The 20,980-nt window shown below is 52.6% G+C and carries 15 protein-coding genes; 8 read left to right on the forward strand and 7 right to left on the reverse strand.

Annotated elements, in window-relative coordinates:
- The 4 genes from tnpA to AYI96_RS14755 form a co-directional block, all read right to left on the reverse strand.
- The coding region (tnpA, locus tag AYI96_RS14740) for an IS200/IS605 family transposase (protein WP_144361864.1) at positions 1-225 on the reverse strand (225 nt) is incomplete at its 3' end.
- A gap of 167 nt (positions 226-392) precedes the next feature.
- The gene (locus AYI96_RS14745) at positions 393-692 is read right to left on the reverse strand and encodes a hypothetical protein (protein ID WP_039035081.1); all 300 of its coding nucleotides are present in this window, start codon (positions 690-692) and stop codon (positions 393-395) included.
- Between the two features lie 93 nt (positions 693-785).
- Positions 786-1,001 carry a DUF3820 family protein gene (locus AYI96_RS14750; RefSeq protein ID WP_028779188.1) on the reverse strand — a complete coding sequence of 72 codons (216 nt, stop codon included), beginning with the start codon at positions 999-1,001 and terminating at the stop codon, positions 786-788.
- 226 nt (positions 1,002-1,227) lie between these two features.
- Positions 1,228-1,692 (reverse strand): GNAT family N-acetyltransferase, encoded by a 465-nt coding sequence (locus AYI96_RS14755; RefSeq protein WP_186300074.1) that lies wholly within the window; start codon positions 1,690-1,692, stop codon positions 1,228-1,230.
- Between the two features lie 668 nt (positions 1,693-2,360).
- Here AYI96_RS14755 and AYI96_RS14760 point away from each other — a divergent pair.
- From AYI96_RS14760 to AYI96_RS14775, 4 genes are all read left to right on the forward strand, one after another.
- Entirely contained in the window at positions 2,361-3,104 is a 744-nt protein-coding gene (locus AYI96_RS14760; protein ID WP_039035083.1) for an AAA family ATPase, read from the forward strand.
- On the forward strand, positions 3,064-3,468 hold the full coding sequence (locus AYI96_RS14765; RefSeq protein WP_039035084.1) for a hypothetical protein: 405 nt from the start codon (positions 3,064-3,066) through the stop codon (positions 3,466-3,468). The genes AYI96_RS14760 and AYI96_RS14765 overlap by 41 nt, the downstream gene beginning before the upstream one ends.
- 178 nt (positions 3,469-3,646) lie before the next feature.
- Positions 3,647-4,471 carry a zinc-dependent peptidase gene (locus AYI96_RS14770; RefSeq protein ID WP_039035085.1) on the forward strand — a complete coding sequence of 275 codons (825 nt, stop codon included), beginning with the start codon at positions 3,647-3,649 and terminating at the stop codon, positions 4,469-4,471.
- A gap of 110 nt (positions 4,472-4,581) precedes the next feature.
- Positions 4,582-5,124 (forward strand): nuclear transport factor 2 family protein, encoded by a 543-nt coding sequence (locus AYI96_RS14775; RefSeq protein ID WP_052248192.1) that lies wholly within the window; start codon positions 4,582-4,584, stop codon positions 5,122-5,124.
- Here the strand turns inward: AYI96_RS14775 and AYI96_RS14780 are convergent.
- The 3 genes from AYI96_RS14780 to aceB all read right to left on the reverse strand — a co-directional run bounded on the left by AYI96_RS14780 (position 5,104) and on the right by aceB (position 9,791).
- Positions 5,104-6,492, reverse strand: coding sequence for an HDOD domain-containing protein (locus tag AYI96_RS14780; RefSeq protein WP_144361914.1), 1,389 nt, complete (start codon positions 6,490-6,492; stop codon positions 5,104-5,106). The genes AYI96_RS14775 and AYI96_RS14780 overlap by 21 nt on opposite strands.
- A gap of 293 nt (positions 6,493-6,785) precedes the next feature.
- Complete coding sequence (aceA, locus tag AYI96_RS14785; RefSeq protein ID WP_039035087.1) at positions 6,786-8,108, reverse strand: isocitrate lyase; 1,323 nt, start codon at positions 8,106-8,108, stop codon at positions 6,786-6,788.
- Positions 8,109-8,180: 72 nt separating this feature from the next.
- Complete coding sequence (gene aceB, locus AYI96_RS14790) at positions 8,181-9,791, reverse strand: malate synthase A (RefSeq protein WP_071477420.1); 1,611 nt, start codon at positions 9,789-9,791, stop codon at positions 8,181-8,183.
- 733 nt (positions 9,792-10,524) lie between these two features.
- Between aceB and AYI96_RS14795 the strand changes: the two genes are divergently transcribed.
- The 4 genes from AYI96_RS14795 to AYI96_RS14810 all read left to right on the forward strand — a co-directional run bounded on the left by AYI96_RS14795 (position 10,525) and on the right by AYI96_RS14810 (position 20,875).
- A complete protein-coding gene (locus AYI96_RS14795; RefSeq protein ID WP_144361866.1) occupies positions 10,525-12,951 on the forward strand; it encodes a TonB-dependent receptor in 2,427 nt (808 codons plus the stop codon).
- A gap of 530 nt (positions 12,952-13,481) precedes the next feature.
- Positions 13,482-14,537: an efflux RND transporter periplasmic adaptor subunit gene (locus tag AYI96_RS14800; protein ID WP_039035121.1), complete on the forward strand. Its 1,056-nt coding sequence runs from the start codon at positions 13,482-13,484 to the stop codon at positions 14,535-14,537.
- Between the two features lie 21 nt (positions 14,538-14,558).
- On the forward strand, positions 14,559-17,807 hold the full coding sequence (locus AYI96_RS14805) for an efflux RND transporter permease subunit (RefSeq protein ID WP_144361867.1): 3,249 nt from the start codon (positions 14,559-14,561) through the stop codon (positions 17,805-17,807).
- Positions 17,804-20,875: an efflux RND transporter permease subunit gene (locus AYI96_RS14810; RefSeq protein WP_144361868.1), complete on the forward strand. Its 3,072-nt coding sequence runs from the start codon at positions 17,804-17,806 to the stop codon at positions 20,873-20,875. Before AYI96_RS14805 ends, AYI96_RS14810 begins: the two co-directional genes overlap by 4 nt.
- Positions 20,876-20,980: the final 105 nt, after the last annotated feature.

Below are 20,980 nucleotides of genomic sequence, written 5' to 3' on the forward strand. Positions count from 1 at the left end.
TGATATCGATAACTTTGGCGGAACTTTTATAACTAAATGAACATGGTCTACCTGAACATTTAACTCTACTACTTTGCACCCAAGTTGCTCACTGTAAACGTGAATACAGCGGTAAACGTCCTTACCTACTTTGTTTTTGAGAATCCTAAAACGGTACTTTGGAGTCCAAACTATATGATATTGACATCGCCAATACACATGCGATGCTTGCTCGTATCTACTCATGCTTTTTGTCCTTTGACTTCGCTAAAAATCAAAAGAGCAATTAGCATGGGTAGCCTTTACAGGCCAAGCCTAAATTGATGATAACCACCTACTGAAGTAGGTGGTTTAGGGGCTGAAAATAAAAAAGCCGCGAACAGAGTCGCGACTTTAACAGAGAGTGGATGAAATCACTTCTTATCGATTTCACCAACAAACATCAGCTTGTCAAAAGTACGGTTGAGGGTCTTGCTGGTGAAGTTGTTCATCCACATCTGCTCGGTCACCTGCACCTTATCACCCTTGGCCACAGCTACCTGAGGACCAGCCGCCCAAAAGGTTTTATCGGCTTCTTTAATCTGCACATAGGTATAACCGCCACTATTCATGGTGTCGACCACTGTGCCTTCATGTACCGCACCTTGTGCCCAGGCTGAAGATATACCCAGAGCCAAAGCCGCGGTCGCCAAGATCTTTGCCAATTTTGCCATTGTCTGTTGCTTCCTGTTGTCGTTGGAAATACTGCGCCATTAAAACATGTGTTATTTCATAAATCGCTAATAGGGTTCACACTTTTGACAGCTTCACGGACGTAGCAAGGGCCGCAGCATAGACTCAAGACCATTGAGCTTCACCTCATAGATAAGCGCCAATTGCTGCCCAAGCTTGCCCTCGGGGAACCCCTTGGAGTGAAACCACACCAGATAAGGCTCGGGAAGCTCCAATAACTTGCGTCCGGCGTACTTGCCAAAGGGCATGGTCTGATTGATCGCTTCCAACAACTGCTGTTCCGGCTGCATCTTCTCTCCGTTTCAGGCTAAAGTTGCCAGTATACTCCGGAAAAGTAAACTTGAGTGGAAAGCCTGCCAAGCCGCGCGGCTCAGCGCCAACTTTTGTCTGAGGTCAATTCAGCGACGTATAAGTGACCCACGGCATGAATAACTGCCGAATTGATAACTCAACTAGCCTACCTGAGTAAACCGCAGCGTTAGCCTGGCCTTCAACAAAGAAAGGCAAGCTTTCGATTCAACCTACGCTTCTCAGCCAAAAATTTCCCGGCACACTATGGCCGCCTGACTTGAACCCCAGGCGCTGCGCCAAGACTTCATCTCCCGGAAGCACCTCCAGCATCAGTTGCCATTTAGGCGAGCCCAGAAGCGATAATCGCTCAATGACAGTCTCCAACAAAAAGCTGCCGAGTCCAAGATGGCGAAATTCGGGCAACACCAGAAAATCCTGTAGCAGATAGTGTCCAGACTCCCGACAAGATCCAGCTGCAGAGCCGCTTCGCACCAAAGCCAGCGCCACCAGTTGCCCACCTTGCTGATTTTCCCTGATACATAAGGACAACAATGGTTTGGCAGGCAAATAACTGTCATCTAGTCCATGCACGGGCAGTCCAGCCCTGTCTCTAAGCAACAAGAGTTCATGGATTGCCAGACAACACTCCTCAACTTCAAAGCGACTGGTCTGGTTAAGTACGTGGCCCATAAATGCCTCCTTGCATAAATGCAGATGGTCGGAACGTCCAGAGAAAAGTCTGGCTAGCATCCCAACATGGCAGAGTTCTGTGGCAAGGAAATGACAGTTGCTACGCTCACCAAGCGGCATAGAGTAATAAAAGACCACTCCCTTCTCGGCCCATAGACACCCAAGCGTTTGATTAACAGCCCAATCGACAAAGATCACATTTATTTATATTTTTTAAATCTAAAAAAATACTTTTAATTCCTATATACAGTATTGGCGGTGTCATAAAAGAGACTCTGGCGGTTCGGATCCGGGCACAGTTCAGTTTTAACAAATAAATGACGCGGCAACATTTTTTTAACGACATAATTTTATTGATAATTTCTCCGGCCACCTTACTCATGGATAACACCGCCATTATTACGACAACCCAAGAGGGTAACGCCAAAAACATGACGCCAAAAAAAACAATAAAAACCAATAAAAATCATCAAGTTGACCAAAAACAATTTAACTTTTACATTTGTTTTACCGTTCACTGTTCACCTCCGTCAGCGAAAGCTTTTGGGAGCGCAAACAAGCAACGACACGGTAAACATTAAGTAGGGAACATTTCCGAACCAAGGAAAGTTGTAAGCCATCAGGGAAAGAACAAATAACTTAAGAACAAGCTTTCAGAGGGCAAGACAATGATCATACTCGTTGGCGGTGAAAAGGGGGGCAGCGGCAAAAGCTGCCTGGCACAAAACATTGCCGTTTTTCTCACGGTAGAGTGTGGCGCATCGGTGATCATGGTGGATTGCGACCCTCAGCGAACCACCTCTGATTGGATCCAGGCCCGCAACAACGACAGCAAGCTAGCCGGGATCAACTGTGTGCAACTCTATGGCAAAATCCGCAACGATCTACTGAGCCTGGAGCAACACTACGACTACGTGATAGTCGATTGCGGCGGCCAGGACAACTTGGCGCTACGTGCCACCATGTCAGTAGCCTCCCATGTACTTATGCCCCTTAGACCCAAGCGCCGCGATCTTAAAACCGTCAGCCATATGGATGATATAGTCGCCACCTGCATGATGATAAACCCCAAGATGCGCGCCTCTTTTGTTATCACCCAGTGCCCTAACCTGCCCAACCAGGCCAGCCGTATTCTCGAGGCCAAGGAAGTCTGTAAAACCTACGATATCAATGTGCTGGACGCCATTACCTACAGCCGCAACATCTATGATGACAGCGAAGAGTCCGGCCGCTCGGTAATTGAATTCGAGCCCAAGGGCAAGGCCGCCACCGAGATCCGTGCCATCGCCTGCGAAATGCTGCAGGCACAGAATGCCACTGAGATCCGCAGCCGCCTGATGACCAACCAACTCAACAGCATGAGGACTCAGTATGGGACTGGCCGATCTGAAGAAAAACGTTACGCCATCTGAGGTTGATGCCCGCAGACATATGATGGCCATGCAATCCCTGGATGAGTTTATCGACGGCGCCATCTATTACGCCATGGGACAAACACAACAAGCGGCGGTAACTATGCCGGTTGAGCAACTGTGTTCCAATACAGCTTCCACCAATCAGGAAGCCACCCAGCAAAAGCTGATACCCAAACGTCGCCACGAACCTTTTCGCAAGGCGACTTTTACCCTGAGTGAAGCGGCCATCAGCCACCTGGCCGAAATGGCCAGCGACTGTGATATTGCCAAGTCACGCCTGATACGTTTGCTTATCAAGCATCATCACAGCCTGGCGCCACAAGAGCGCCGCGAGCTGGAACAGAAGTTTATGCCGGACTAACTCTTTCCCTTGAACTGCGTGGACTGTTTGACACTCCCACCCTTTGCTGACAGCCGATAACAGGTTTCAACCTCTTTGCTGTCAGCTTTTTTTTGCTTGTTTTTCATGCAGCAAGCTTGAGTTATTCCCACTGAGCCCCCACAGATCTGGTTAGACGCTTTAGCCATGGAGCCGGATCATGCTGGCCATTCTGATAACCCTCGCCGCCGGCGCCAGCGCCATAGGTTGGATCCTCAGCCAGTCCTGGCGGGATCGCAGACGCAGAGACAAGATACGCGCCAAGCCTTTCCCCAAGGAATGGCGCACTATCCTGAAAAAACGTATGCCCTATTTCCGTTCCCTGCCCAGTGACCTGCAACTGCAGCTCAAGAAACACATTCAGGTATTTCTGGCGGAAAAGCAGTTTGTCGGTTGCGACGGGTTGGAGATAGATGATGAAATCCGCGTAACCATAGCCGCACAGGCCTGTCTCTTGTTGCTCAATCGTCAAACCGACTATTACCCTAACCTGAGACAAATTCTGGTGTACCCATCGGCCTTTATTGTTCGCCAGCAGCAGCGGGATGCCAATGGCCTGGAATGGCACAGTCAAAGGTTATTGGCGGGAGAATCCTGGGGGCAGGGGAAAGTCGTCCTTTCCTGGCAAAATACCCTGGATGACGCCGCCGATCCGGCAGACGGCAGGAATGTCGTGATCCATGAGTTTGCCCATCAACTGGATCAGGAAGCAGGCGATGCCAATGGCGCTCCCAGACTCGGTGAGTTCAACGCCTACCCTGTGTGGTCGCAGGTTTTGGGGCAGGAGTTTGCCAAACTGCAGGCTCAGGCCGCCCGTGGTGAGCCCAGCCTATTCAGTTACTACGGCGCCACCAATCCGGCCGAGTTCTTTGCTGTCATAAGCGAGGTATTCTTCGAGCAACCGCAGCAGATGAAAGCCGATTATCCGCAACTCTACCAGGAACTGAGCCGCTTCTATCGTCTCGATCCCTTGAATTGGCACTAGGTCATCCTTGCAACAGTACAATTGCACACTTCCCCCCTCCTTTGGCTCACATCTTGTGCCCAATTGGGTTAAGCTGGGTTCGATAATAAAAAATTATAATAGGGAACATTATGTTGCACCTTAAACCTTTGTTGCTGACTACAGCGCTGCTAGCGATTTACGGCCATTCAGCCTTGGCAAATAACCCACAAGCCGGCAATCAAACCGGCCAAGAGCAAAGCGGCCAGCTCGATGACAGCCAAACTCAGGCCGCTTTGGTATTGGATAAACTGCACCAAAGTGCTGCCAATGCCGACTGGGACAGCTACTTTAGCCTTTTCAGCCCTGATGCGGGATTTATCGGCACAGATGCCAGTGAATACTGGAATATGGTTGAATTTGAGCAGTATGCCCGTGCCACCCAGGGCTGGACTTACCAAAGCTCCTCACGCCGCCTGGTGCAGCACGGCGAGGTGATAGTGTTCGATGAACTGCTGGACAGCCAGTCCTATGGACTTGGACGGGGCACAGGCACGCTTGTTAAAACCGAACAAGGCTGGCAAATACTGCAATACAGCCTGAGTTTTCCCATTCCCAACGCCCTGGCGCCCAGAATTACCGATCAGATAAAGCTGTATCGAAAAAAGCAGAAATCAGTGCCTGAAGGCAACTGAAAAACAGATATTGGCCAGCTGCACGAAGTGACCAAAGCTGTCAAAATCTTCAGGATGAATATCCCGGCCTGAACTGGCTCTGTCAGCGTAATAGACGCCTATCACCTTATTATCCACCTGTAATGGTGCCAGCAAAAAACCACTGGCGGGGACTTTTCTCGCCAGCTGTTCACCCAGTACAGCTTTATCGGCTCCCTCGCCCTGCCAGATCAGACGCTGATTTTCGATGCAATCCTTCAGCAAGGTACCGCGACCTTCCAGCTCGAGAATAAAGTCGTTTTTCATCTCCTCGGCGCCGTCCCCAAGCGCGATTCTCGGTTGCAACATGCGCCTGCTCGGTGACAGCAAGAGCACGGCGCAGCGGTCGAGACCAATGCCCTCGAGTATTCCCTCCAATGCCGTGGTCACTACCTTATTGAAATCAGTCTTCTCAACAGCAAAGCCGGTCAGCTCCCTGAGTTTTTTCAGCTGAAACGCAAGATTTTCCTCGCGCACCACAACCTCAGCCAACCTCTCCGGAGGCAGCAGCAGATCTGTGTCCGGCAGATACTCGATAAGTACTTTGGCACCATAGGCTTCGGCCAACTTGGCGGTAGCGTTGGAACAGCGAAGGACCCGACCCCGAAACTCATCTGTATCCAGCTTTAGCATATCGGCGGCTTGTTTAAGGCGCCGCTCCAGCTCCTCGGGTTTGAGTGAGGCGCCGGCCAGCGCTTCGCTGAGTTTATTGGCCAGAAAAATACTGCGAATTTCCGGCGTGCGTTCATCGGGATTACTGAGCGACTTGCACAAGAGTTCACCCAGGCCCCAACTGCGGGCCAACCCCTGGCTGAGCTGATTGAATGAAGTCCCGAGCGCTTCGCGCACCAGATTGAGCCTACTTACGGCATCACTCTCGGCGCTGAGGGCTGAATCCAGTTCCTCGGCCAGTTCGGCTCCCGTGCTCCAAAAGGCACTCTCACCCAGGTGATAGAGCAGCGCGGCGATAAACACCTCTTCCTGCAACTCCTCATCGTAGCCGTCAAGCATCATCTTGGCCAACATGGCGGCCTGAAACGCCTGAGCCATCAGCTTAAGCAACCTTTGGTAAACCGAGGGTGTCAGATTTTTGCTTTCCAGCAAACTGGAGAGGAGTTTGGCGGTAATGCAGATATTGCGGATGGTGTCGAACCCCAGCACCACAGCAGCGCGGCTGACCGTAGTAACAGGGCTTATCCCCTTGTTATAGATGGCGCTGTTGGCCACCCGCAAAATGCGGGAAGTGAGCGCATTGTCGTGCATTATGCTGCGCCCCAGAATCGCCATGGAGGACACATCGTCCTTGGCGAGTTTTTCCAATGTCCTTATTGTTGAGCAAAGTGCGGGCATTTCCTGATCACTGATCCTGCGGGTCCAGTAATCCACCCCCTTGTTGGCTGATTTCAAATACGACTCAACTCTTTCAGGTATTGGCCCAGTGCTGGGCTTGAGAATGGAACTCTTGTTATGAATAAAGCACAAACTTCAAAGAAATAACACAATTACAACAAAAAAAGGCGACTCAATGAGTCGCCAAAACACAAGCAACAAGGCTCAAATGACTGGGAAGTCACAAATTACCCCCGAAAATGGCGTAGGTTCATTTCCGGGGAAGTGGCGCCCGAGGACGCCAACACAGGGGATTAAAACTGCTCTTCTTCGGTCGAACCGCTCAGAGCCGTGACAGAGGACTGGCCGCCCTGGATAACATTGGTCACCTGATCAAAGTAACCTGTACCCACTTCCTGCTGGTGCGCCACAAAGGTGTATCCCTTCTGCGCGGCAGCGAATTCGGCTTCCTGAACCTTCTCAACATAGTGCTTCATGCCTTCGCCACGGGCATAGTCGTAGGCGAGATCGAACATGTTGTACCACATGTTGTGAATACCGGCCAAAGTGATGAACTGGTACTTGTAGCCCATGTTGGCAAGCTCCTGCTGGAACTTGGCAATGGTGGCGTCATCCAGGTTCTTCTTCCAATTGAACGAAGGTGAACAGTTATAGGCCAACAGTTGATCCGGATACTGGGCATGAATGGCTTCGGCAAAGCGGCGCGCCTCTTCCAGATCCGGCTTAGCGGTTTCACACCAGATAAGGTCGGCATAAGGTGCATAGGCAAGCCCACGGGAAATGGCCTGATCCAAACCTGCCTTCACCCGGTAGAAACCTTCCTGGGTACGCTCTCCGGTGATGAAGTCGCGATCATAGGGGTCGCAATCTGAGGTCAGCAAATCAGCAGCGTTGGCATCGGTACGGGCAATCACCAGAGTATCCACTCCGGATACATCGGCTGCCAGACGGGCCGCCACCAGCTTCTGTACCGCTTCCTGAGTCGGCACCAAAACCTTGCCGCCCATGTGACCACATTTTTTCACTGAGGCCAGCTGATCTTCGAAGTGCACCCCGGCAGCGCCGGCGTCTATCATGGACTTCATCAACTCATAGGCGTTCAGCACGCCACCGAATCCGGCTTCCGCATCGGCCACAATCGGCAGGAAGTAATCGACATAACCCTCATCTTCCGGGTTTTTGCCTTGGCTCCACTGGATCTGATCGGCGCGGCGGAAGGAGTTATTTATTCGCCCCACTACGGCAGGCACGGAGTTGGCCGGATAGAGTGACTGATCCGGATACATGGTGCCCGCCAGGTTGGCATCGGCCGCCACCTGCCAGCCTGAAAGGTAGATGGCCTCGATACCGGCCTTGGCCTGCTGCACCGCCTGACCGCCGGTCAAAGCGCCGAGAGAGTTGACATAGCCCTTCTTGGCGCCACCGTTAACCAGCTCCCACAACTTGGCTGCGCCGCGCTTGGCGATGGTGTTTTCAGGAACCACTGAACCGCGCAATGCCACAACCTCTTCGGCGGTAAATGGACGGCGAACGCCCTGCCAACGTGGATTTTCAGCCCAATCCTTTTTCAAAGCTTCTATCTGCGCCTGACGTGAATTCTGTGTTGCCTTGGTCATTTTAACTCTCCTTCGTAGGGTAATTTGGCAGCCCCCAGCCCCCGCGGGCAACTGCCGTAAATGGTTATTGGGTTACTGGGTAAGCAGCTCGTAGCCCGGCAAGGTCAGGAAGGTCACCAGCTCATCGGCGGTGGTGATCTCTTCCAATAAACTTGCCGCCCGCTTGAATTGACCGTTATCAAAACGCTCGCTGCCGAGCTCTTCACGCACATTGGCCAACTCTTCTTTCAACATGGCGCTGAACAGTGCCTTGGTCACCGGCTTGCCGTTGGAAAGCTTTTGTCCGTGCTGGATCCATTGCCAGATAGAGGCGCGGCTGATTTCTGCTGTGGCTGCATCTTCCATCAAGCCATAGATGGGCACACAACCATTACCGCCAATCCAGGCTTCTATGTACTGCAATGCAATACGGATATTGAGTCGCATCCCCTCTTCGGTGCGCTCACCATCACAGGGTTTGAGCAGCTCGGCCGCCAGGATGGGTGCATCCACGTCGCGGGTGATATGCAGCTGGTTGGCGTGCTCTTCACCTATATATTCGTTGAAAATTCCCATGGCCGTATCAGCCAGGCCAGGGTGCGCCACCCAGGTGCCGTCATGGCCGTTTCGGGCCTCAAGCTCTTTGTCCTTGCGAACCCGCTCCAGTACCTGGGCATTGGTTTGCGGATCCTTGGCGGGAATAAAGGCCGCCATGCCGCCCATCGCCAGCGCGCCACGCTTGTGACAGGTCTTGATCAGCAGACGTGAATAAGCGCTGAGGAACGGTTTATCCATGGTCACTTGCTGGCGGTCCGGCAAAATACGATCCGGATGCTTCTTCAAGGTTTTGATATAGCTGAAAATGTAATCCCACCGGCCACAGTTGAGCGCCACTATGTTGGAGCGCAGTTCATAGAGGATCTCCTCCATCTCGAACACGGCCGGCAGGGTTTCAATCAGGCAGGTGCACTTGATGGTGCCACTCTGCAGGCAGAAACGCTCTTCGGCGAAGGCAAACACTTTGGCCCACCAGCGTGCCTCAAGATGGCTTTCCAGCTTGGGAATATAGAAGTAAGGTCCACTGCCCTTGGCTAGCAGTTGGCGATAGTTATGGTAGAAGTACAAAGCAAAATCGAATAAGCAGCCGGGAATGGACTTACCGTTGAATTCGACATGCGCTTCCGGCAGGTGCAGCCCCCGCACCCGGGCAATCAATACCGCAGGGTTGGCCTGCAATTGATAATGTTTGCCGGTTTCCGGCGCGGTAAAATCAATTTCACCGCGGACGGCGTCACGCAGGTTGATTTGGCCCTCGACCACTTTCTGCCAGCTGGGTGCCAGCGAATCTTCGAAGTCGGCCATAAAGACTTTTACATTGGCGTTGAGCGCATTGATGATCATCTTGCGATCCACAGGCCCGGTGATCTCGACCCGTCTATCTTTAAGATCCGCCGGTATACCGCGAATTTGCCAATCACCATCTCGAATGGCTCGGGTTTGCGGTAAAAAGTCCGGTAACTCACCACCGTCTATCCGCAGCTGACGTTGCTCACGCTTTTCCAGCAAACTGGTCACTTCCGGAGCAAACTCCCGACACAGAGCCTCGAGGAAGTTGAGCGCACCTTCAGTAAAAAGGCTTTGCTGTTGTGGTATTTCGGCCCCCTTTATACTGAGCCCTTGCTGTGCGACTGTCTCTGCTATCATCTTGCTGTCTCCCTGGGAGGCAGAATAAAGCCTGCCAAACCCTGCAAATGTTCGTTTCGTACTAAAACCTATCGATAAACATTTGTATTTGCAACAGTCAAAACGTCGAAAAAACCGGCAAAACCTAGGCTTCAACTTGACTTAAAATTGGTATGACCAAGCAAAAAATTGAACATCAAGATATTGTTTTACAATCAAAAATCAAAACAACAAAAAGACTTAACCTGCAGATTACAGAAAAATGTCAGACAACTTTACCACATTGGCAACAAAGTAATTTGTTACGTAATTAAATAACCAAATGAAATTTATAGTTTCCACAAAATATCATTAAAACTTAGGTCTAATCCGTTAATATCCGTTTCGAACTCTCGTCAGGGTCAACTTTAAATAACCAACAAAAACAAATAGCTAACAAAAACGCAACCACAACCAAAATCAAACGATCGTTTCAATCTTACCTTTACGTAAAGGTTAAAATTAAATGTGATCAAGATCCGTTTTTCACGACTTGCGTATAGTGATCAACACAGGCAGGTACTTTGGTCAGTCTCAATAAAAAAACGATTTTTTTTAAATTTTTTTCAAAAACTTGCCTCTTTAGGCTCTCGAAAGCGGATCCATGTGGCCTAGTCAAAAAATACCCAGTCAACCGATACAGTTTGAAACTTTTGTTGCAACACAAATAAAAACCATTATCATTCGCACCCTACTTTCGAGGGGATGATCTCAAATGCAGCAATCCGCAATATCTCTGGCGGTGACGGCTTGTCTGTCACTGACCATGGCACAGGCCACACAGGCAAACGAAACAACTCAACCACCACAGGTTTCACAGGATGTAGAACGTATTACCGTTTATGGTAAACAGAACAAAGTGGTAATGAATTCAGGACTGGCGACCAAATCAGACATGTCGCTGATGGAAACCCCGGCTGCCTTGGTGGTGATAGATAAAGAGCTGTTTGCCGCCCAGGGAGCCGACTCGCTGCAGGATCTGGTGCGTAACATCAGTGGTGTTACCCAAGCCGGCAACAACTACGGCATAGGTGATAACCTGGTGATCCGTGGCCTGGACGCCAACTACACTTATGACGGTATGTACGGCGGCGCAGGACTCGGCAACAGTTTTAATCCCACCCGCTCCATGACCAATGTGGAAGCGGTTGAGGTGCTCAAAGGCCCGGCGACCGGGCTTTATGGTATGGGCAGCGCCGGCGGGATCATCAACCTTATTGAAAAGAAACCTCAATTTCAGGACAGCACAGAAGTCAGCGCCGAACTGGGCTCATGGAACAGTTACAGCCTGGGGCTCGACTCTACCGGAGGCTTGAGCGACACCCTGGCCTATCGTCTGGTGGCCAAACATGCCCGTAGCGATGGCTATCGTGATATCGGCAGCGACAGAGATGAAGTCTATGCCTCGTTGAAAATTCTGCCTTCAAACGCTCAAGATCTGGTGCTGTCGGCCGCCTGGATTAAAGACTCTGTGCAGGTAGACTCTGTAGGCCACCCGATACGTATCTACAACGCCGCCTCTACCGGTGGCCTGAGCGGCGCACAAGTCAGCTGGCAAGATTTGATTAACGACCCTAATGGTGCCGGCATTCAACTGACCCAGGCGCAGCGGCAACAACTGGCTGATTCCCTGGTGGCGAGCGACGGTCTCGAACCCTTCGATATAGGCGATACCAGCCTGGCCTCTCCCATCAGCAGGCCCAATGAAGGCGAAGAGTGGCGCTTCAAGTTAAACCACAACATCACCCTTAGCGACAATCTGCAACTTAATCAGCAGTTACAGTATCGAGACTATCAGTCCGGGTTCATTCGCCAGACTGGCGCCTATAACTATGTGTACTGGAAACGTAAGGTCAAATCCGTGGACGTGATCAACGCCGATCCCCGTGCTCCATTGGTAATTGATGATGTCTTATACCCTTATGCCGCCAGAAGACAGGAATACCGCAAGGTAGATGCCCACGAGAAATCCTGGCAATACTTTGCCGATATGCGCTACAACTTCAGCCTGGCAGGCGTAGACAGTGAGCTGTTGCTGAATGCCAACCTGGAAGACAGAGATATCGCTTATAAGAGCTGGGCACTGTACGACAAAGATGGCGGCGGTGAACTGCCCTATATTCTGGATATCCGTAATCCCAACTGGAGCGACAAGGCCTTTGAGGACTACAACCCTGATCTCAAGGACAACTACAACAAACAAGTCCGCGCCTGGGGCCTGGGCATGCAGTATGTGGGTTACCTGAGTGAAACCTTTACTGCCAGGGTGGGTGTGGCGTTCAATGAGATTGAACAGAAGTACAGTCATCTGGGCACGCCAAAGAAAGACCCGACTCCGGAGCAGGACAGCAAAGATCACGGCATGACCTACAACCTGGGTCTGACCTATATGCCGACCGATAACCTGTCATTTTTCATCAACCATGCCAAGGGACGCACGGCTTACAGCGTGCTGGGTGCCGTAACGGGCGCACAGAGTGGCCGCGCAGCAGATAGAAAGGATTCAGAGTCCCTGAGCTATGATCTCGGTATGCGCTTCAAGGGCTTTGACGATCAACTGCTCGGTTCCTTGGTTCTATTCCAGAGTGAACGTACCAATTTGCGTTACAGCAACCCGGAATACAATGACAAACAAGGCGCGCCTGACTACAACATCTCAGTACCCGAGTTCTTCTACGACGGCATGGATAAGACCACAGGTGCCGAGCTGGATCTCAACGCCCACCTCAACGAAGAATGGCTGATAAACCTCAACGGTCTGTACCAGGATGCACGCAACAAAAATGACCCTAACTCCAGCAGTTACAACAGTCGCCAGAAAGGGGTTCCCCAGGTCAGTGCCAGTGCCTGGGTTACATACAGTCATCAGTGGCAGGCGCTGCCAAATCCCTTGTCTGTCAGCTTTGGGGTTCGTTATGTCGACGAGCGCAGCACCAACTCGGCTTCCTTCGGGATCCCGGATGGCAAAGTGCCCGCCTATACAGTTTGGGACTCTGCCATTGCCTACAAGGCTGATGACTGGAGTGTGCAGCTGAACCTCAATAACCTGTTCAACACCCGCTACTATGACAAGGCCATGTTCCTTGGCGGTATGCCTGGGGCCGAACGCAACGCCAAGTTGAGCGTCAGCTACCGCTTCTAAACTGCATTGGGCCAACCCAATGGTCAATGCCATACAATCAATGTCATACGATCAATGCCATACGATCAATGTCATATAGTCTTTTTGGCAAAATCGTTCGACGCCTGCAGAAAAGAACCCCATCCGATGGCCTTTGAGTCATCGGATTTTCTTATGCTTGCGGCAATTCCCTATCCAGCTGTGCCTTGCATCTGAGTGACGGCCTTTTACCGGCTTGAATCTTATTCCATCGCCTTTCTTAACTTGTCCAAGCCACATAATGAGCCAGTATGAAGGCTTCAGTCTGACCCATTTTTACTCTTTGGCCATTTTGCAACCAATTGCAAACCTCCCTCCTTGACCATAAAGCCAAACGCTATAATGAACACCACCGGCAAAAAACATCACAAAATAAACTTTTTCGCTACATTGGCATCAAAAACCTCAATGCAGCAGACACTGAAACATCATTAACCTTTGTTTTAAAAGGAAATTAAAAATTGGCACCGGTTTTGCTTTATCGCAACAAAGATCAAGATAAGGACTTTCACATGAAGCGTAACCTCACCTACACCCTGAGCACTGTTTTACTGCTTGGGTCTCTGGCCAGCGGCTGCAGCGAACAACAGCAGGAAGAACAACAACAAGCCTTTGCCATTCCGGTCGAGACCAGCATAGTCACTCAAGGCCAGGTTTCCTCCTTCTACGCCACCACAGCCACACTGGAAGCGCCACAAGAAGCCCATGTGGTCAGCCGTATTGCCGGGCTGATAGAAACTCTGCAAGTCGAGGAAGGTGACAGAGTCAACAAGGGGCAGTTGCTGGCGGTGATAGACTCCCGTCGCCAACGCTATGAGCTGGATAAGGCCGAAGCCGAGGTGCAAATCATCGAGCAGGAGCTCAACCGGCTGAAGAAAATGAATAACCGAGAGTTTGTCAGTGCCGATGCCATGGCCAAACTGGAATTCAACCTGCAAGCGGCCAAGGCGCGTCGGGACTTGGCCAAACTGCAGGTGGAAGAAAGCCAAATCCGCTCTCCCATAGATGGCGTGGTCGCCAAACGTTTTGTCAAACAGGGCAATATGGCCAAGGAGTTTGAAGAGCTGTTCTATCTGGTCAATCAGGATGAGCTCTACGGCATAGTCAATCTGCCGGAGCAGCAACTGAGCAGTTTGCGCATAGGTCAGGAAGCCGAAGTCATCAGTTCCCGCCAGCAGCAAGTGGCGGCCAAGGTACTCAGAATAAGCCCTGTGGTGGAAGCCACCAGCGGCACTTTCAAGGTAACCCTTTCGATCCCCAATCAGGATGCCAGTCTCAAGGCCGGGATGTTTACCCGGGTCGAACTCAGATACGACACCCACGATAATGTGATAGTGGTGCCCTATAACGCCGTCATCAATCAGGATGATCGCAAGGCGCTCTATGTTATCGAAGAGGGCAAGGCGCAGCGCCGCGAGGTCAAACTGGGCTACCGCCAGGACGATAAAGTGGAAATCACCGAGGGCATAAGTCCGGGTGAACAGGTGGTGGTTCGCGGTCAACACAATCTCAAGGATCAATCATTGGTGGAAGTGATAGCTCCGCTGGATCTGGCCAAGGCCAACTAACTGTCACAAGGACCACCTCTTATGTCTATTATTACCACTTCGGTCAAGCGTCCGGTGACCGTCTGGATGTTTATGCTGGCCGTTATCCTGTTCGGCATGGTGGGTTTCTCCCGTCTGGCGGTAAAGCTGTTGCCTGACTTGAGCTACCCCACACTCACCATACGCACCCTCTACGAGGGCGCGGCACCCGTGGAGGTGGAGCAGCTTATCTCCAAACCTATCGAAGAAGCGGTCGGTATTGTTAAAGGGCTGAGACAGATAAGTTCGATTTCCCGTTCCGGTATGTCCGATGTAGTGCTCGAATTTGAATGGGGCACAGAGATGGATATGGGCAGTCTCGATGTGCGGGAAAAACTCGACACCATAGAGCTGCCGCTGGATGTGAAAAAGCCTTTGTTGCTGCGCTTTAATCCCAATCTCGATCCCATCATGCGACTGGCACTGCCGGCCCCCAAGGCCACAGAAGCCGAGCTCAAGCGCCTGCGGACTTATGCCGAAGAGGAGCTTAAGCGGGATCTCGAGTCACTTTCCGGAGTCGCTGCCGTGCGCCTTTCCGGCGGGCTGGAGCAGGAAGTGCATATTCTGCTCAATCAACAGAAACTGGCGCAGCTGGATCTCAGCAGTGAAGCCATTCGCAACCGTATCAGCGAAGAAAACGTCAACCTTTCTGCCGGTAAGGTGATCCAGGGCGACCGCGAATACCTGGTGCGCACCGTTAACCAGTTCCACTCCCTCGATGAGCTGGCCAATGTGATTGTCTATCAAAAGGGCAATACCCTGGTACGTCTTGGCGAAATAGCCGAAGTGAAGGATGCCTTTAAAGAGCGCAGCGATATCACCCGCATCGGCGGCAAGGAGTCCATTGAGCTCGCCATCTATAAGGAGGGCGATGCCAACACGGTAGCCGTAGCCAATAAGCTTAAGAGCCAGTTACAACAGATGCGCTCTGAGGCCAAAGACAGCGCCACGCCAGTGCCCGAGATAATTTACGATCAGTCGGAGTTTATCGAAAGCGCCGTCAGCGAAGTGACCTCATCAGCCCTTATCGGCAGTTTGCTGGCGATGCTGGTGATCTACCTGTTCCTTCGAGACATCATCCCTACCCTGATCATCTCCATCTCTATCCCCTTCTCTGTGATAGCCACCTTTAACATGATGTATTTTGCCGATATCAGTCTTAACATCATGTCGCTCGGCGGTATCGCGCTGGCGGTGGGGCTGTTGGTGGATAACGCCATCGTGGTGCTGGAAAACATCGACAGGTGCAAGGCTCAGGGGATGGATCGCCGCCAGGCCGCCATCACAGGAACCAAAGAGGTGGCCGGAGCGATTTTTGCCTCTACCCTAACCACGCTGGCGGTATTTGTGCCCTTGGTATTTGTCGACGGCATTGCCGGGGCCCTGTTTGCCGATCAGGCCCTGACCGTTACTTTCGCCCTGCTGGCCTCTTTGCTGGTTGCCCTCACCTCGATTCCTATGCTGGCTTCCCGCGAAGGCTTCACTATGTTGCCGGAACTGGTCAAGCGTGACAAACCGCAGCCTCCGGCGGGTAAGCTTGGCAAACTCAAGCATTACAGCGCCACTGTGTTTACCTTCCCTTTCCTGTTGCTGCTCAGCTATCTGCCAAGATTGCTGCTGACGCTGGTGTTAATCGTCACCCGGCTGCTGGTGTGGCTGGTATCCCTGGTGATGAAGCCGCTGTCCAGACTGTTTAACCTTTGCTACGGCTGGCTGGCCGATGGCTATCGGCCGCTGCTGAACCTGGCACTCAAGTTCCGTGGCATCACTCTGGCGCTGGCCATTGCGGTCACCGCCATCTCTGGCGTCTTGATGAGCCGCCTGGGAATGGAGCTGATCCCACCGATGAATCAAGGCGAATTCTATGTGGAAATCCTGCTGCCTCCCGGCAGTGAGGTGAGCCAAACCGATGCCGTATTGCAGCGTCTGGCACTGGCTATCAAGGACAGAGAGGAAGTGAAACACGCCTACAGCCAGGCCGGCAGCGGTGGTCTCATGACTTCGGATACCCGGCGTGGCGGCGAAAACTGGGGGCGGCTGCAGGTGGTGCTAGCCGATCACCGCGCGTTTGACCAAGTTGCCGCCAAGCTGCGCAGCACGTTGCGCACTATTCCCGAGCTGGAAGCGCAGATCCAATATCCCGAGCTGTTCAGCTTCAAGACTCCGCTGGAGATAGAGTTGTCCGGCTATGAACTGGAACAGTTGAAAACCTCGGCCGCTTCATTGGTTAAGGCGCTGGAGGGCGATCCCCGCTTTGTCGATGTCAGCAGCAGCCTGCGTGACGGTCAGCCGGAGCTGAGTATCCGTTTTGATCACGCCAGAATGGCCGCCCTTGGCCTGGATGCACCAACCGTGGCCACCAGCATAGCCCAGCGGGTTGGCGGTACCGTAGCCAGCAAATACACTCTGAGGGAGCGCAAGATAGATATTCTGGTGCGCAGCGAGTTGGATGAACGCAATCAGATAAGCGATATCGATGCCATGCTGATCAACCCATCCAGCCCGCAGCCCATCCCCTTGAGCGCCGTGGCCGATGTCTCGCTGACTCTGGGACCTTCGGCAATCAATCGCATCAGCCAGCAGCGGGTAGCCATAGTGTCGGCCAATCTGCCCTATGGCGATCTCAATCAGGCTGTGGCCAGTGCCAAGCACATTCTCAGCCAACTGACACTACCCGCCTCGGTGCAGAGCCGATTCGGCGGTCAGAATGAAGAGATGGAGCATTCTTTCCAATCGCTGAAGATAGCGCTGATCTTGGCGGTATTCCTGGTTTATCTGGTGATGGCCAGTCAGTTTGAGTCATTGCTGCACCCCTTGCTTATCCTGATGGCTGTACCTATGGCACTGAGCGGAAGTATCTACGGCCTGGCGATAACCGGCACCCAGCTGTCTGTCATCGTCTTTATCGGCCTTATCATGCTGGCCGGGATAGTAGTCAATAACGCCATAGTACTGGTAGACAGGATCAATCAGCTCAGGCAAAGCGGCAAACAACGTCTCGACGCCATCAAGCAAGCGGCAGCATCGCGTTTAAGACCCATACTGATGACCACACTGACCACCAATCTGGGGCTGCTGCCCATGGCAATAGGCTTAGGGGATGGCAGTGAAGTACGCGCGCCGATGGCGATCACTGTCATTTTTGGCCTCAGCCTGTCGACTCTGCTGACTCTGGTGGTTATTCCTGTGCTTTATGCCCTGTTCGACCGCAAACAGTACGCCGAGCTGGCCACCATGGGAGAAGGCGCATGAACCTGACCAAACTGGCGCTCAAGCGCCCGGTGACCACCAGCATGTTCTTTGTGGCCATTTTGCTCTTTGGTCTGGCCGCCAGCCGCTTGCTGCCGCTGGAGATGTTCCCAGGGATAGAGATCCCGCGGATCTTTATCCAGGTGCCTTACAAAGGCTCCTCTCCGGCGGAAGTGGAACGCGACATCACCAATGTACTGGAAGAGTCGCTCGCCACCATGGGCGGACTCGATGAGCTGCGCTCACGTTCCAGCCAGGATGGCAGCGAGATAGAAGTGAGAATGAAGTGGGGTGAAAACGTCGCCGCCCGCAGCCTGGAAGCGCGGGAAAAGGTGGATGCGGTGCGCCATCTGTTGCCAACCGATGTGGAGCGAGTGTTTATCATGCAGTTCTCCACCGCCGACATGCCTATGCTGAATATCAGGATCTCCAGTGAGCGGGAACTCTCCGGCGCCTTCGATCTGCTGGAGAAACAGCTCAAACGGCCACTGGAGCGGGTGGAAGGCGTCTCCAAGGTCACCCTCTATGGCGTGGAGCAAAAACAGATAGAGATACGTCTCGATGCCCAGCGCCTGGCCGCCAGTGGCATGAGTGTTCCCGCCATTCACAAGCGTCTGGCGGCAGAAAACTTTGTGATAAGCGGCGGCAACCTTAGGGATAACGGCCGGGTCTATCAGGTGTCTCCCAAGGGCGAGTTCCGTAATCTCGAAGAGATCAAGGCGCTGGTATTGCTGCCGGGTTTGACCCTGAGCGATATCAGCGAAGTCAATTTCGCCCTGCCTGAAGCCACCGAGGGCCGCCATCTGGATAAGAAATATGCCGTCGGCCTGGATGTGTTCAAGGAATCCGGTGCCAATCTGGTGGAAGTTTCGACCAGGGTGCTTAAAGTGATTGAGGCCGCCAGAGAGGACAAGCAATTTCAGGGGATCAAGCTGTTTATCATGGAAGATCAGGCCCATGGAGTGAAATCGTCGCTCAAGGACTTGTTGATGTCCGGCCTGCTGGGCGCCCTGCTCTCCTTTGCCGTGCTGTACCTGTTCCTGCGCAACCTGCGCATGACCCTGGTGGTGGTTTCCTCCGTGCCCATCTCCATCTGCATGACATTGGCCGGCATGTACTTTCTCGGCTACAGCCTCAATATTCTCTCTATGATGGGGCTGCTGCTGGCGATAGGTATGCTGATTGATAATGCCGTGGTGGTCACAGAGAGTGTGTTGCAGGAGCAGCAACATGGCGCTAACGATAACAATACAGATGACAGCCCCAACAACACTGGCGATCGGGCAATCCTCAACGGAGTCGACAAGGTGGCGCTGGCGGTGCTGGCCGGTACCCTGACCACGGCGATAGTGTTCCTGCCGAATATTTTCGGGGTCAAAGTGGAGCTGACTATCTTCCTCGAACACGTTGCCATCGCCATCTGCATTTCGCTGGCAGCCTCGCTGTTGGTGGCCAAGACACTGATCCCCTTGATGCTGTCAAAACTGCAACTCAGGTTTGAGCGGGTCGAGAAAGAATCGCGGCTGCAGAAGTCTTACCACACCAGTCTCAACTGGATACTGCAGCACCCGAAAATCGCTACTTGCCTGGCACTGCTGATGTTGCTGTCAACCGCCCTGCCGCTGTCGTTGGTGAAACAGGACAGTCAGGACAGCCAAAGCAAGGAGCGCTTCTACATCAACTACCAGTTGCAAGGACGTCACAGCCTGGCGGTCACCGAGGCCATGGTCAACCAGATGGAAGACTACCTCTATGCCCATAAGGATGAGTTCCACATAGATGCCGTCTACAGCTATTACTCTCCCGAGGATGCCTCTTCCACCATACTGCTGAAGCCGGATCTGGAGGAAGATGTCGCCGAGCTGAAAAAGCGGATCCGCGAAGGATTTCCCAAGTTCTCCATTGCCAAGCCTCAGTTTGGCTGGGGCAGCGATGAGTCCGGCGTCAGAGTCACACTGACCGGGCGCTCCACCTCAGAGCTTATTCGCCTCAGTGAACAGGTGATCCCTTTGCTCTCCAACATAGAGGGCCTGCATGATGTGCGCTCTGAGCTCAACGGCGCCCAGCAGGAGGTGATAGTACAGATAGACAGAGAGCTGGCCGCCCGCCTGGGGCTGAGCATCAAGGATATTGCCGGCAGTATCTCCCTGGCACTGCGGGGCGCAGCACTGCGTTCATTTCGCCACGATCCCAGTGGTGAGCTCAGAATCGAACTGGCCTTTGAACGCGACTGGCGTCAGTCGCTGGAGCGGCTAAAACAATTGCCCATAGTGCGACAGGACAACAAGGTCTATTCGCTGGAGAGTCTGGCCAAGGTGGAAATTGTCCCCAGATTCGATGTCATTCGTCACTATGATCGCCAGACGGCACTTTCCATAGGCGCTAACCTTGAAGATCTCAGCATGGAAGAGGCGCAGAAACAGATCATGGCGGCGCTCAAGCATGTCAACTTCCCCCATGGTTATGACTACTCACTCAGAGGCGGCTTTCAACGTCAGGACGAGGAAGAGTCTGTCATGCTGATCAACATGGTGTTGGCGATTGCCATGATCTATATAGTGATGGCGGCTTTGTTTGAGTCGCTGCTGCTGCCGAGCGCCATCATTACCAGCATACTCTTCTCCATCACAGGGGTATTCTGGGCCCTGTGGCTGAGCGGCACGCCTATGTCCGTGATGGCCATGATAGGCATACTGATCCTGATGGGGATAGTGGTCAACAACGGCATAGTGCTGGTGGATCAAATCAATCAGATGACGCCGCCACTGGAGCAGTTGTCTGAGGTCATCGCCTCTGTCTGTGTCACCCGTTTGCGGCCGGTATTGATGACGGTTGGGACCACAGTGCTGGGCCTGCTTCCGCTGGCGCTGGGAGACACTCAGATAGGCGGCGGTGGCCCGCCATACTCACCTATGGCGATTGCCATCATAGGCGGCTTGAGTTTCTCCACCCTGACCAGTCTCTATTTGGTGCCCCTGTGTTACCAGGCCTTCTTCCGCCTGCGTCATAATGCGGCCATCAGGCTCGGGCAATCGCTCAAACTCAGTCAGCGCCTGCTGCCCTGGACCTGAGCCGAAAAGCGCCGCTGAACAGATAAAAAAGCTGCATTGCAGCTTTTTTATTGCCCGGACATCAATAGCAAACTAGCTTTATCCCAACACTCAACTATTTGTTGG

Source organism: Shewanella sp. MSW, from assembly GCF_007636515.1.
GTDB lineage: Bacteria > Pseudomonadota > Gammaproteobacteria > Enterobacterales > Shewanellaceae > Shewanella > Shewanella indica.